This window comes from Streptomyces sp. NBC_01166 (assembly GCF_045039765.1).
In the GTDB taxonomy this organism is placed as follows: Bacteria; Actinomycetota; Actinomycetes; order Streptomycetales; family Streptomycetaceae; genus Streptomyces.
The window spans coordinates 2,851,501-2,864,797 of sequence record NZ_CP108613.1; the positions used below are offsets into that span (position 1 = coordinate 2,851,501).

Annotated in this window: 8 protein-coding genes; all 8 read right to left on the reverse strand. The window is 71.6% G+C overall.

Annotated elements, in window-relative coordinates; all coding sequences use genetic code 11:
- Positions 1 to 104: 104 nt before the first annotated feature.
- The 8 genes from OG379_RS13260 to OG379_RS13295 all read right to left on the reverse strand — a co-directional run bounded on the left by OG379_RS13260 (position 105) and on the right by OG379_RS13295 (position 13,256).
- Positions 105 to 2,150 (reverse strand): hypothetical protein, encoded by a 2,046-nt coding sequence (locus OG379_RS13260; RefSeq protein WP_393759437.1) that lies wholly within the window; start codon positions 2,148 to 2,150, stop codon positions 105 to 107.
- A gap of 130 nt (positions 2,151 to 2,280) precedes the next feature.
- Positions 2,281 to 3,783, reverse strand: coding sequence for a D-ribitol-5-phosphate cytidylyltransferase (locus OG379_RS13265; RefSeq protein WP_393759435.1), 1,503 nt, complete (start codon positions 3,781 to 3,783; stop codon positions 2,281 to 2,283).
- Between the two features lie 299 nt (positions 3,784 to 4,082).
- Positions 4,083 to 5,525 (reverse strand): GTPase ObgE, encoded by a 1,443-nt coding sequence (obgE, locus tag OG379_RS13270; RefSeq protein WP_405662339.1) that lies wholly within the window; start codon positions 5,523 to 5,525, stop codon positions 4,083 to 4,085.
- A gap of 140 nt (positions 5,526 to 5,665) precedes the next feature.
- Complete coding sequence (rpmA, locus tag OG379_RS13275; protein WP_056785490.1) at positions 5,666 to 5,923, reverse strand: 50S ribosomal protein L27; 258 nt, start codon at positions 5,921 to 5,923, stop codon at positions 5,666 to 5,668.
- Between the two features lie 14 nt (positions 5,924 to 5,937).
- Positions 5,938 to 6,258, reverse strand: a complete 321-nt coding sequence (gene rplU / locus OG379_RS13280; RefSeq protein ID WP_015577124.1) for a 50S ribosomal protein L21 — start codon at positions 6,256 to 6,258, stop codon at positions 5,938 to 5,940.
- 500 nt (positions 6,259 to 6,758) lie between these two features.
- Entirely contained in the window at positions 6,759 to 10,991 is a 4,233-nt protein-coding gene (locus OG379_RS13285) for an Rne/Rng family ribonuclease (protein ID WP_405662342.1), read from the reverse strand.
- Positions 10,992 to 11,220: 229 nt separating this feature from the next.
- Positions 11,221 to 12,000 carry a TIGR03936 family radical SAM-associated protein gene (locus OG379_RS13290; protein ID WP_405662345.1) on the reverse strand — a complete coding sequence of 260 codons (780 nt, stop codon included), beginning with the start codon at positions 11,998 to 12,000 and terminating at the stop codon, positions 11,221 to 11,223.
- Between the two features lie 122 nt (positions 12,001 to 12,122).
- Positions 12,123 to 13,256 carry a hypothetical protein gene (locus OG379_RS13295; protein WP_405662347.1) on the reverse strand — a complete coding sequence of 378 codons (1,134 nt, stop codon included), beginning with the start codon at positions 13,254 to 13,256 and terminating at the stop codon, positions 12,123 to 12,125.
- Positions 13,257 to 13,297 lie beyond the last annotated feature (41 nt).

Genomic DNA, 13,297 nt, shown 5'->3' on the forward strand with positions numbered 1-13,297 from the left:
TGTGCGCGGCACCCATTTTCGACCTGTGAGCTGCACCACAAAGGCCCGTCGAAACCTGTTTCCAGGTTTCGACGGGCCCATGCCCGATGTGTGCCTTCCCGGGATCAGCCGCCCACGGGTTCGCCGAGGCTCCGGGCGACACCGATGTTGCGCGCCTCCGCCTTGGCGGCCAGTTCCCGGACCGCCGTGTCGAACTGTTCGATGGAGGTGGGCTCGTCGGGGCCGAGCAGATACTGCTTCAGCTCACGCCGGGCCTCTCCCAGGGAGTCGGCTGCCGGGTCGGTGACGGCTGCCATCAGCTCGTCCAGCTCGACCGCCGAGTTCGAGAGGATCACCGCGGCGCGCACCGCGGTGTTCTGACGCCGGAATTCCTCCACGCCCATCGCGGCCGAGTCGGTCACCGCGTACGGCTTGCCGCTCGCGATGAAGTCCGAGACCACGCTGGAGATGTCCGAGACCATGGCGTCCGACTCGTTGAAGCAGTCGTACAGACGGGGCGCGGCCCCGACGATGACCTTGTGCTCCCACCAGCCGGTGGAACGCCAGTAGGCGTCGTTCCACTCTTCCCTGAGCTTCGCGGTCTCCGCCTCGGTCTCGGGGTCGACCTTGGCGTCCCGGGACTGCTCGGCCTCGTCCCTGTCGGTCTGCGAACTGCCGGCGAGCCGGGACAGCCGCGTCTCGATGCTGAGCATCGCGGCCTGCGCCTCGGCCTGCCCGGCGCGCAGCGCGTCGCGCTCCTTCGCCCACCGGGGGTCGGTGGCGCGTTCGGCGGCGGCCTGCTCGATCATCGCGGTGATACGGGCGTGCACGGCCTTGGCCTTCCGGCTGCGGGTGCCGGTGAAGGGGTGCGGCTTGTAGAGCACCCGGACCGGCTCGTCGGCGGTGAGCAGACGCCTGACGATGTTCTCGCCCGCCAGCAGCAGCGAGGTGTTGCCGGGGTTGTCGTCCCAGCCTTCCCAGGTGGGCGCGTACAGCACGGTCGGGATCGGGTTCTTCGGGGCGCCGGTCCACGGCTTGATCGAGGCGAGCTGGGGGCGTCCCACCTCGACGATGTCCTCGTCGCGGATGCCGACGTCGGCCAGCGCGTAGCGGTCCCGCCCGGCCTTCCCGGCGGTCCACACCTCGTCGTACACCTTGCTGTACGGGTTGACGCTGGCGAGCTTGTCGCTGTCGCCGTGGCCGATGAAGACGTGCTTCATCGTCGGGACCCGCAGCATGTGGATGTTCTTGCCGACGTTCGCCGCGTACAGGGCCACGCGGACCGACGAGAGGTCCAGGTTCATCAGGTGGACCCCGCCGGGCACGCAGAGCACCGGCACCGAGGTCATCGCCAGCTGGGGGACGATGTTCCGCTCACGCAGGAAGATCAGCGGCCGCCCGCCGAGCTGGGCCATCGTCTCCAGCCACATGTTCACCTGGTACGCCGAATCCTTGGATCCGGAGAAGTACATGATGACCGTCGGCCGGTAGGTGCCCAGCCAGTCGTCGACCGCCGCGAGGACCTTGGCCTCCGGCGGGACGAGGCGGCTGGGGCGCGCGTAGGGCAGCAGCGCGGCGAGGTAGAGGACGGCGAAGCCGAGCATGAGCGCCAGGCCGCCGTACGCGAAGGCGGCGGTGCCGGTCTCGATGGCGACCAGCACGCCGATCAGGGCGAACAGGTCCAGGTGCAGCATCTTCTCGGCCGGACGGCTCATCAGCCTGCGCGGCGGGGCGTCCCCGATGGCCACGGCGCTGAGGTCGATGTTCCGCGTGACCACCGGCAGCTTGCGGCGCAGCCGGATGAGGGTGACTATCGCGCTCTGCGGCGCCTGGAGCCCGTAGAAGGCCAGCAGGCAGGCCACGGTCACGTAGAAGAGGGCCGCCTCGCCGTAGCCCATGCGCGAGAGCAGCAGGATCAGCAGCAGCTGACGCACCAGGAAGCGGATCGAAAGACCCGCGCGCACCGCGGCGAGCCGGTTGATGAGATAGCTGCCGCAGCGGTGAAGATATTGGTCCGCCGCATACGTCACGAAGGCTGCTGCCGCGAAGAACCACAGGTTGGGGACTATGGCCGCGACCATGACGCACGGGAAGCCCAGACCCAGGAGAAGCGCGGCGGCCAGCTCCGAACCGCTGCCGACACGAGCCAAACGAATGGCTTTCGAAATCACGAAGTACCGCTCCTGAGAATGCCGACTGGATTACCTTGCGGGGAAATTGTGAAGAGCGCCTTCACGCATTCGGACCCCGCCGGTTTCGCCCTTACGGCGAACCGACGGGGTCCGAATAGTCGATCACTGATTATGGCACATCGATCTGACGGTCCAGCACCGAGGCCAGGGCCTGCTCGAAGCCGGACGCCTCGCTCGCCCCACGGGTCGGGTCCTGCTGGCGGACGTCGATCACATGGCCGGTCATCTCGGACAGCAGGACGTCCACGGACGTACGGGCCACGGCCTCGGAGGAGAGCAGCGAGCCCACCGGCTCCTCGCCGAACGCCTTGGTCCGCATCGGCGTCGCGGTCCGCTCGGGGTTGACGCAGTTCACCCGGACCCCGTCCGCCGCCCACTCGTCCGACAGCGCCTGGGTGAGGTTCACCATGGCGGCCTTGGTGGAGGAGTAGAGGCTGTACTCGGCGCGGCCGCGGGTGTAGCTGCTGGAGGTGTAGAGCAGCAGCTGGCCCTTGGTCTCCGCCAGGTACTTGTACGAGGCGCGGGCGATCTGGACGGGCGCCAGGTAATTGACGTTCAGCGCCTCCTGGATCGTCGCGCTGTCGGTCTCGGCCAGCTTGCCGATGCGCAGCACGCCGGCGGTGTTGACCACGTAGTCGATGCGCCCGGTCTCCGCGTACGCCTTGGAGAGCGCGTCGTCGACGTGTTCCGGGTTCTCGATGTGCGTCCCCGTGGTGGAGCGCCCGAGGGCGTACACCTTGGCGCCGAACGACTCCGCGAGCGACGCGATGTCCGCCCCGATGCCGTACGACCCGCCGAAGACCACCATGGTCTTGCCGGTGAGCAGTTCCCGGTAGCCCGCCTCGCCCGTCGGCTGCGGAACGGCCGTCGAGGCCAGCTGGAACAGCTTGTCCGCGATGAAGACGTCGACCGGCTGGGTGACCTTCATGTTGTACTCGTCGCCCGCGACGACGTAGATCGGCACGTCCGGCAGGTACTTCAGGACTACCGAACAGTCGTCGGTGGCCTGGAAGTTGGGGTCACCCGAGGCGACCTCGTAGGCCCGCCGGATGGTCGACAGCTTGAACGCCTGGGGCGTCTGGCCGCGACGCAGCCGGGAGCGGTCCGGTACGTCCGTGATGAACGCGCCGTCCTCGCCGTGGGTGCGGGTCACGATGATGGTGTCGGCGGACGGAATGGCGACGTCGACCGCCTGGTAGCGCTCGAGCGCCTCGACGCAGTCCTTGATCACCCGCTGGGAGAGCAGAGGGCGCACGGCGTCGTGGAACAGTACGTTGCGGTCCTCCCCGTCGGCCAGGCCCTCGCCGAGTGCCGCGATGGCACGTTCGGTGGTCTCGTTGCGGGTCGAACCGCCCTCGATCACCTTGATGACCTTGGTCAGGCCGGCCTTCGCGACGATCTTCTCGACATCGGAGACATAACCCGGAGCCATCAGGACGATGACGTCGTCGATCGATTCGGCCTGCTGGAAGATGCTCAGAGTGTGCTCGATGACGGCTTTGCCGGCGATCTTCAGCAGCTGCTTCGGTATCGACAGACCCACGCGCTGACCGGTACCGCCGGCGAGTACGACTGCCGTGGTGCGGACTTGGGCTATGTACTGCTCAGACACAGACGACCTACCTTGCGAGGGCTGGGGAACATCCCGATGGTTACACTCTCCGTTACCATCTCGCAAGGTGGACGTCGAGTGCGCCTCACCCGGTGAACACCTGCCGTTCCCCTGCCACACAGGAGAAACACCTGAACCGCGGCCCTTCGGGCAGGTGACCGACGCCACACGCGTGAGCGGCATGGAGCACCTTTGAGCGGGCCTCCGCGCACCGGATTTCACCCGCGCGGCCCATCGGCACCCTCCGTACCCCCGCGTCCCGCCCGGGTGGCTTCCCGTCACCGGGCGGGACCGCGTCATCAGTCGCTGAAGGGCTCGAACCCCTCGTACTCGCGCTGCGCGGCGTCGCGCTCGGACTCGCGCTCGCGGCGGCGCTGCGCGGCGGGGCGCGGAGCCTCCATGCGGTGGTCCTCGCCACGGCGGCCCAGCATCTCGGCCCCGGCGGCCATGGTCGGCTCCCAGTCGAAGACGACCGCGTTGTCCTCGGCGCCGATGGCCACGCCGTCGCCGGCCCGGGCGCCCGCCTTGCGCAGCTCGTCCTCGACACCGAGCCGGTTGAGCCGGTCCGCGAGGTAGCCGACGGCCTCGTCGTTGTTGAAGTCGGTCTGGCGGATCCAGCGCTCGGGCTTCTCACCGCGCACGCGGTAGATGCCGTCGTCCTCCACCGTCACGGTGAAGCCGGCGTCGTCGACGGCCTTGGGACGGATGACGACCCGCGTCGACTCCTCCTTCGGCTTGCTGGCCCGCGCCTCGGCGATGATCCCGGCGAGGGCGTACGAGAGTTCGTTGAGGCCCTTGTGCGCGATGGCCGAGACCTCGAAGACGCGGTAGCCGCGCTCCTCCAGGTCGGGGCGGATCATGTCGGCGAGGTCCTGGCCGTCCGGGATGTCGACCTTGTTGAGGGCGACGATGCGCGGGCGGTTCTCGAGGCCGCCGTACAGCCGCAGCTCCTCCTCGATCATGTCGAGGTCGGAGACCGGGTCGCGGTCCGACTCCAGCGTCGCGGTGTCCAGGACGTGCACCAGGACGGAGCAGCGCTCGACGTGCCGGAGGAACTCCAGGCCGAGGCCCTTGCCCTGGCTGGCGCCGGGGATGAGCCCCGGGACGTCCGCGATGGTGTAGACGGTCGAGCCGGCGGTGACGACGCCCAGGTTGGGGACGAGGGTCGTGAACGGGTAGTCCGCGATCTTCGGCTTGGCGGCGGAGAGCACCGAGATCAGCGAGGACTTGCCGGCGCTCGGGTAGCCCACGAGCGCGACGTCGGCGACGGTCTTGAGCTCCAGGACGATGTCCCGGCTCTCCCCCGGCTCACCGAGCAGCGCGAAGCCGGGCGCCTTGCGGCGGGCGGAGGCCAGCGCGGCGTTGCCGAGGCCGCCGCGGCCGCCCTGGCCCGCGACGAAGGTGGTCCCCTGACCGACCAGGTCGGCGAGGACGTTGCCGGCCTTGTCGAGGACGACGGTGCCGTCCGGCACGGGCAGCACGAGGTCCTGGCCGTCCTTGCCGGAGCGGTTGTCACCGGCGCCGGGCTGGCCGTTCGTGGCCTTGCGGTGGGGGTGGTGGTGGTAGTCCAGCAGCGTCGTCACGGCCTGCTCGACGACGAGGATCACATCGCCGCCGCGCCCGCCGTTGCCCCCGTCGGGACCGCCGAGCGGCTTGAACTTCTCACGGTGTACGGAGGCCACGCCGTGGCCTCCGTTACCCGCGGCGGCATGCAGCTCGACGCGGTCCACGAAGGTGGTCATGGTGGGTGCCTCCAGGTACTACGGAAAAATACGGGAATGTCTCTTGACGTAACGCGCCGAGGGCGGACCCGCTTCCCCGGTTACCGGGAAAGCTGAGATCCGCCCTCGGAAGGTGCCTTGTCGTTCAGCCGTTGCCTGACTCAGGCAGCGACGGGAACGATGTTCACGACCTTGCGGCCACGGTGCGTACCGAACTCCACCGCACCGGCGGTCAGCGCGAACAGCGTGTCGTCGCCGCCACGGCCGACGCCCGTGCCCGGGTGGAAGTGGGTGCCGCGCTGGCGGACCAGGATCTCACCGGCGTTCACGGCCTGACCGCCGAAGCGCTTCACGCCGAGCCGCTGGGAATTGGAATCGCGCCCGTTCCGAGTGGACGATGCGCCCTTCTTGTGTGCCATGTCTCCTCAGTCCCTTACTTCGCAGCCGCGGGGATACCGGTGACCTTGATCGCCGTGTACTGCTGGCGGTGACCCTGGCGACGGCGGTAACCCGTCTTGTTCTTGTAGCGAAGGATGTCGATCTTCGCGCCCTTGTGGTGGTCCACGATCTCGGCCTGGACCTTGATGCCGTCCAGGACCCAGGGGTCGCTGGTCACGGCGTCGCCGTCGACAACGAGCAGGGTCGAGAGCTCGACCGTGTCGCCAACCTTGGCGGTGGAAATCTTGTCAACCTCAACGATGTCGCCGACAGCAACCTTGTGCTGGCGACCACCGCTGCGCACGATGGCGTACACGCGGATCTCTCTCTCACTCGGAACGGATCCCCTGATGCCAGCCGCTCGCACGGGCCGGGGCCCGGGACGATCCGGAAGGATGAGCGGCCTCTCCCGCAGGTGCGCGATGCGCGCGCCGAAGCCGGAAGGGATGTGCTCAGGGGGAGGTGCGTACGGAAACACACCGAGCGTTAAGACTACGGACAGCCGCCTTGCCGGTCAAACCGGCCCCGGGCAGGCAGCGGAACGGCCCGGACGGCCCACTGGAGCCCCCGAAAAGCGACTGGGCAGGGATGGATGTCCAGCCGGGGTCGCCGCCCCGCAGGACGACGCGCAGGGGCCCGTGGCGGCGGTGCTCCGGCCCTCCGCGCGCCCCCTGCCCAGGCCGGGCGCGCGGGGCCGTGGTGCGCCCCCGTCCCCGCCACGGTGCGGGACGGGCCGCTGCCCGGCCCACACGCGTCTGTGGGCCCCGCCTCGGTCGAGGCGGGGCCCACAGACGCTGTCACTTCCCGGCCGGTCCCCTAGAGGTCGGTCGAGGCCGTCACGGAAGGCGACGACTGCTCGGCGGCGACGGTCTTCTTCGCCGCTGCCTTCTTCGTCGTCGTCTTCTTCGCCGCGGTCTTCTTCGCGACCGTCTTGGCCGCCGTCTTCTTGGTGGCCGCCTTCTTCGCCGTGGCCTTCTTCGCGGTCTTCCGCGCAGCGGTCTTCTTGACCGGCTCCTCCGATTCCGCAGCTTCGGTGCCGGCGGCCTCGGAGTCGGTACCCGTGACCACGACGGCCGCTGCCTCATCGGCGCCGGCCGGCGACCCCGCCGGAGTGGTGACCTTGCGGGTCACCCGGCGACGGGCGCGCGGCGGGGCGGCCGGAGCGGACTCCTCGTCAGCCGCCGGCGCCTCGGGCTCCGCCGCCTTCTCCGAGGGAGCGGGCGCCGGCGCCGCGGCGGCCTCGACGACCGGGTCCTCGGCCGCGACGGGCTCCGCCGCGGGCTCGGCCGGACGGACCGGCGGTGTCACGTCGGCCTGCTTGGGCGAGCCCGCCGGAGCGGTCGCCTTCCTGGTCGCCCTGCGACGCGTACGCGCCGGAGGTGCGGCCTCGGCCTCGGGTGCGGCGGGAGCCTCCACCGGGGCCTCGGCCACCGGCTCGGGCTGCTGCTTCTCCTCGGCCGCCGGGGCCGCCGGGGCGGTCTCGGCCACCGGGGCGGGCGCGCCGGCCGGAGCCGTGACCTTACGGGTCGCACGCCGGCGGCCACGGCCGCGCGACGCTGCCGCCTCGGCCTCGGCCGGGCTGCTGTACAGCTCCTCGTCGGCGACGAACTCCGGCTCGGGCAGCGCCACCGGGGCGGCGACCTCGGCGGCCACCTCTGCCTCGGTCTCGGCCTCGGCCTCGGCCTCGGCCGGCAGCTCGTGCTCGTGCTCCTGGCCGTGCTCGTGCTCGTGTCCCGCCCCGCCGCGGCCGCGCTTCTTGGACCGCTTGCCACCGCCGCCGCCGACGGCCGTGGGCTGCTCCATGTGGACGATCACACCGCGGCCGTTGCAGTGGACGCAGGTCTCGGAGAAGGACTCCAGCAGACCCTGGCCCACCCGCTTACGGGTCATCTGGACCAGGCCCAGCGAGGTGACCTCGGCGACCTGGTGCTTCGTACGGTCCCGGCCCAGGCACTCCAGGAGCCGCCGCAGGACCAGGTCCCGGTTGGACTCCAGCACCATGTCGATGAAGTCGACGACGACGATGCCGCCGAGGTCGCGCAGCCGCAGCTGGCGGACGATCTCCTCGGCCGCCTCCAGGTTGTTCTTGGTGACGGTCTCCTCGAGGTTTCCGCCCTGGCCGGTGAACTTGCCGGTGTTGACGTCGACGACGACCATCGCCTCGGTCTTGTCGATCACCAGCGAGCCGCCGCTCGGCAGATAGACCTTGCGGTCCAGCGCCTTCATCAGCTGCTCGTCGATGCGGTACGTCGCGAAGACGTCGACCTCGGAGGTCCAGCGCGACAGCCGGTCCGTGAGGTCCGGTGCCACGTGCGAGACGTAGCCGTGGATGGTGTCCCAGGCATCGTCACCGCTGACGATCACCTTCGAGAAGTCCTCGTTGAAGATGTCGCGGACGACCCGGACGGTCATGTCCGGCTCGCCGTAGAGCAGCGTCGGCGCGTTGGAGCTGCTGGTGTTCTTCGACTTCTTCTGGATCTCTTCCCACTGGCCCTGCAGCCGCTCGACGTCGCGGCGCAGCTCGTCCTCGCTCGCGCCCTCGGCGGCGGTGCGCACGATGACGCCCGCGTCCTCGGGGACGATCTTCTTGAGGATGGTCTTCAGCCGGGCGCGCTCGGTGTCGGGCAGCTTGCGGCTGATGCCGGTCATCGAGCCCTCGGGCACGTAGACCAGGTACCGGCCGGGCAGCGAGACCTGGCTGGTCAGGCGGGCGCCCTTGTGGCCGATCGGGTCCTTCGTCACCTGGACGAGGACGGACTGGCCGGACTTGAGCGCGGTCTCGATGCGGCGCGGCCCGTGGGCCATGCCGAGCGCCTCGAAGTTGACCTCGCCCGCGTAGAGGACGGCGTTGCGGCCCTTGCCGATGTCGACGAAGGCGGCCTCCATGGACGGCAGTACGTTCTGCACCTTGCCCAGGTAGACGTTGCCGACGTAGCTGGTGGCCTGCTCCTTGTTCACGTAGTGCTCGACGAGCACGTTGTCCTCGAGGACGCCGATCTGGGTGCGCTCGCCGCTCTGGCGGACGACCATGACACGCTCGACGGCCTCGCGGCGGGCCAGGAACTCGGCCTCGGTGATGATCGGGACGCGGCGGCGGCCCTGCTCGCGACCCTCGCGGCGGCGCTGCTTCTTGGCCTCCATGCGGGTCGAGCCCTTGATGGACTGGACCTCGTCGAAGCCGGTGCCGGGCTCGCGCTCGGCCTCCTTCTTACGGGGCTCGCGGACCTTGACGACCGTGCGCTCCGGGTCGTCGGCGCCCGTGCCCGTGTCCTCGCCGGCGGCGTCCCCGCTGCGGCGGCGACGACGACGGCGGCGACGGCTGCTGCTGGAGCCGGAGGAGGACTCGTGCTCCTCCTCGTCCTCGTCGTCGTGCGCCTGCTGCTCGTCCTCGGAACGGTCCGCGGCGTCGTCGTCGTGCTGCTCCACGTCGTCCGTGTCGTTGGCCTCACCGCGACGACGGCGGCGGCCCCCACGGCGGCGACGGCGCGAGGGGCGGTCCCCGTACTCGTCCGTCTCGTCGCCCTCGTGCTCGGCGTCCGTCTCGGTCTCGGCCTCGTGCTCGTCCTCGACGGGGGCGGCCGGAGCCTCCTGCTCGGCCGGAAGCGTCACCGGGGTCGCGGCCGGCTCGGTCTCGACGGCCTCGCCACGACGGCGGCGACGGCGACGCGAACCGCCCTGAGGCGCGGACTCGGCAGCCTCGGCGGGTGCGGCGGCCTCGGCGGGTGCGGCGGCCTCGGCGGTCTGCCTGCTCTCGGCCTTACGCGGCGCGCGGTCCGCGCTCTTCTGCTCCTCGACCTCGTCGCCCTCGTCGTAGGCCGGGGCGGAACCCGCGGCGGCAGCGGCGGCAGCCGCGGTCTCCGGGGTCTGGAACATCGGCTCGGCGAAGACCGGGGCCTGGAAGACGGCCACGGCGGGGCGCGTCGCGCGGCGTCCCTTGCGGGCGGGCTCCTCGGTCTTCCCGGTGAACTCGGGACGGCCGGCGGCGGCGGTGGCGCGGCGGCGCTGGCGGCCGCGCGGCGCGGCCTCCTCGACCTGCTCGGCCTCGGAGGCCAGCTCCTCGGCCACTGCGGCGGGGAGTTCCTCGCCCTTCTCGGCGGCCGCCTCGGCGACCTCCTCGACGGGCTGCGGGGCACCGGCCGGCGCGGACGCCTTACGGGAGGCACGGCGGCGGCCCCGTGCGGGCGGCGCGGCCTCGGCGGGCGGCGCCTCGACGGTCTCCTCGGCGCGGACGGGTTCGGCGGCCTCGGCAGCCGGTTCGGCCACGATCGCGGCCGGGGATTCGGCGCTCCGGGCGCCCTGCGGCGCCCCGGCCGGGGCAGACGCACGACGGCGGGTACGGCCTCGCGGCGCGGCGGCGGGCTCGGCCGGCTCCGCGGGGGCCTCGGCTACGGGCTCGGGAGCCTTCACCGGCTCGGCCACGATGTCCTGCGCGGCGGTCCCGTCCGCCTGGGGGGAACCCGCCGGAGCGGTGGCCTTGCGGGTGGCGCGGCGACGGCCACGGGGGGCCTCCACGACGGGGGCCTCGACGGCCTCTTCGGTCTCATCCTCGGCCGGGGTCCCGTCGGCGGGCTCGGTGACCGGCTCCACGACCTCGGCGGCGGCCTGCGGCGCACCCGCCGGAGCGGTCGCCTTACGGACCGCACGGCGACGGGCACGTGCCGGCGGCGCGGCCTCGTCCGCCTCGGCGCTCACGGCAGGGGTCTCCGGGGCGGCGGCCGGGGTCCCGTCGGCGGGCTCGCTGACCGGCTCCACGACCTCGGCGGCGGCCTGCGGCGCACCCGCCGGAGCGGTCGCCTTACGGACCGCACGGCGACGGGTACGTGACGGCGGCGCGGCCTCTGCGGCGGGCTCGGCCTGCTCGGCGGAAGCGGCCGGTATGGCCGGCGTGACGTCCTCGGCGGCGGACGCGCCCGGCGCGCCCGACGGCGGGCCGGCGGGGCGGGACGCCGCGCGGCGCCTGCGGCGCGGCGGCAACTTGTCCCCGGGGGCGTTGTTGTCCTCCGCGTTTACGGGGTTTCCGGTGGTACCGGGTTCGTTCGGCTCGTGCATGCGGGCGGTTCTCCCGTCGCGCTCCCGGGCGCCACGCCTTGTTCCGGTCCGACGCGATTCGCGCGATGTGCGCGATACCGCCGTCCGGGGCGCGGGCGCCGCACGGGAGCTGATGTCTGGCTCGCCGGTTCCGTACGCGCTACGCACGGCCTGGCGAAAGTCTTATGGGGCGGTGCGCGGCCCGACCCAGGTGGCTCCCGAGTCCGAGGGCTGCGCTACAACGACCGCCTTACGCGGAACCTGCACCTTCCGGCGCCGTCGCGGCGGCTGCCGGATCGGCCGTGGAAACGGCCGGGGCTGCCTCGCGGTCAGGCGCGAGCGGGTCGGTCACCGTGCCGGACTCCTCGTCGAAGAGCCCCTGCGCCAGCCTGGTCACCGCTGCGGGGACCGGCGGCGCCAGGTCGGCCACAGCTCGGAGACCGGACAGGACGTCGTCGGGTCGCACGGCAGGCGTCACGTGCCGTACTACCAGCCGCAGTATCGCACAGGGCCCGTCCCCGGACCTATCAGGCTGTGGATCAAGAGCCTCCAGACCGGCGACCGCCGCACGGGCGTCGAAGGTCCGCATGCCGTTCTTCGCGCGGCGCTGGACCTCCACGGTCTCCGCGCCCAGGAAGGCGGCGACGGCTTTTTCGGCGTCCTGGACGGTGACCCCGTCCAGCCGCATCTCCCACACGGAGGCGGTCAGCCGGTCCGCGAGGCCCGAGGTGCGGGCCTCCACCGCGTCGATGACGTCGAGGCCCTCGGGCATCGACGCGTCGAGCAGCTTGCGCAGAGTGTCCGGATCCCGCGCCTCGGTGAGGGCGATCTCCAGGAATTCGGCCTCGCTGCCCGTCCCCGTGGGGGCGGCGTTGGCGTACGACACCTTCGGGTGCGGGGTGAAGCCGGCCGAGTAGGCCATCGGCACCTCGGAGCGGCGCAACGCCCGCTCGAAGGCACGCTGGAAGTCTCTGTGACTCGTGAACCGGAGGCGGCCCCGCTTGGTGTAGCGCAGTCGGATGCGCTGCACCGCCGGTGCGGGCGGCGGGCCTTCGGGCTGTCGCTTGCCCAGTGGTTCTTCTCCTCGGTGCGGGGCGGCCGCGGTGGCGTGCCGCCCACGAAGTACAGGGTGCCCCGGGGTGCCGCTCCGGCTCACCCCCGCTTGACGGTTTCGTCGGCAAGCAGGGAGATCTCTGGTGCGGGCGCCGCGCTGGGGACAGTCGTTGTCCTACCCAGGGTACGCGCCGCGGACCCATCGAGTTCCCGCGCGTCCGTGACCTGCGGTGGTCCCACCAGTGCGCGCCACGCGTCCCTGCGGGCCGCGCGGAGGGTCTCCCGGGCCGAGGCGAGTGCGCCGCGGGCCGCGCGTCCCGCCTCCAGTGCGACCCGCTTGACGGGCGCCCAGGCCACGTCGCGCAGGAAATGCCCCACCGGCGTGCACACCGCGCGGTAGACCCAGGTCACCGGCGCACCGACCAGGTGCCACGCCAGCCAGGCCAGGGCGCGGCCGACGGCGCGGGAGATGAACCCTGCGACCCGCCAGGCGACGCCGAAGGCCGCCGCGATCTCCCGGCCCACCGGCGCCAGGACCCGGCGGTACACCCACGCGAGCGGCAGCACGAGCAGGGTCATGACCAGCCATACGACGGCGGTCCACAGCCCCCGGCCGGTGGCGGCGAGCCCCTTTCCGGCCATCAGGAGCGTCCACGCGATGCCGTGTCCCACCGGGGTGAGCACGTGCCGGTGTACCCACACGAGCGGCAGCACGACCAGGTGCACCACGAGCCAGTCCGCCGCGATGCCGAGCGGCTTCAGGACGTACCGCCACACGCCGACGGCGGGCCACACCAGGAGGAGGGTGACGAGTCCGGTGACCGCCGGGACGAGCAGCTTGTCGTACACCCACCGCAGCCCGTGTCCGGCCGGGGTGAGTACGGCTCCGTAGAGCCACACCAGCGGGACGACGACCCCGTACCGGACGACCGGGACGACGACGTAGCGCCACAGGCCTACCCAGGGCCATACGAGAAGGGCCACGGTCAGCCGGGCGAGCGCCCTCCCGACCGGGACGAGCACCTGGTCGTACAGCCACTCCAGCGCCCGCCCGAGGGGGCGCAGCAGCACCCGCTCCGCGAGACGTCCTCCCGCGACGAGAAGATCCCAGAGCATCCGGACCGGCAGGACCAGGACGAGCACGACGATCCTGACGGGAATCCTGACGAGGGTCGTCAGACAGCCTTCTCCGCCTTCGTACGGCGCGGGCGTGCGGTGCTTGTCGAGGTCCATGCCGTTAGGGACGCGAAGACCCTCCCCAGGGTTTCCCGGCA

What these genes read in the sequence shown, in the direction of transcription:
- obgE (WP_405662339.1), bottom strand. Translation starts at nt 5,525, where the DNA reads ATGACCACCTTCGTGGACCGCGTCGAGCTGCATGCCGCCGCGGGTAAC.
- rpmA (WP_056785490.1), bottom strand. Translation starts at nt 5,923, where the DNA reads ATGGCACACAAGAAGGGCGCATCGTCCACTCGGAACGGGCGCGATTCC.
- OG379_RS13285 (WP_405662342.1), bottom strand. Translation starts at nt 10,991, where the DNA reads ATGCACGAGCCGAACGAACCCGGTACCACCGGAAACCCCGTAAACGCG.
- OG379_RS13295 (WP_405662347.1), bottom strand. Translation starts at nt 13,256, where the DNA reads ATGGACCTCGACAAGCACCGCACGCCCGCGCCGTACGAAGGCGGAGAA.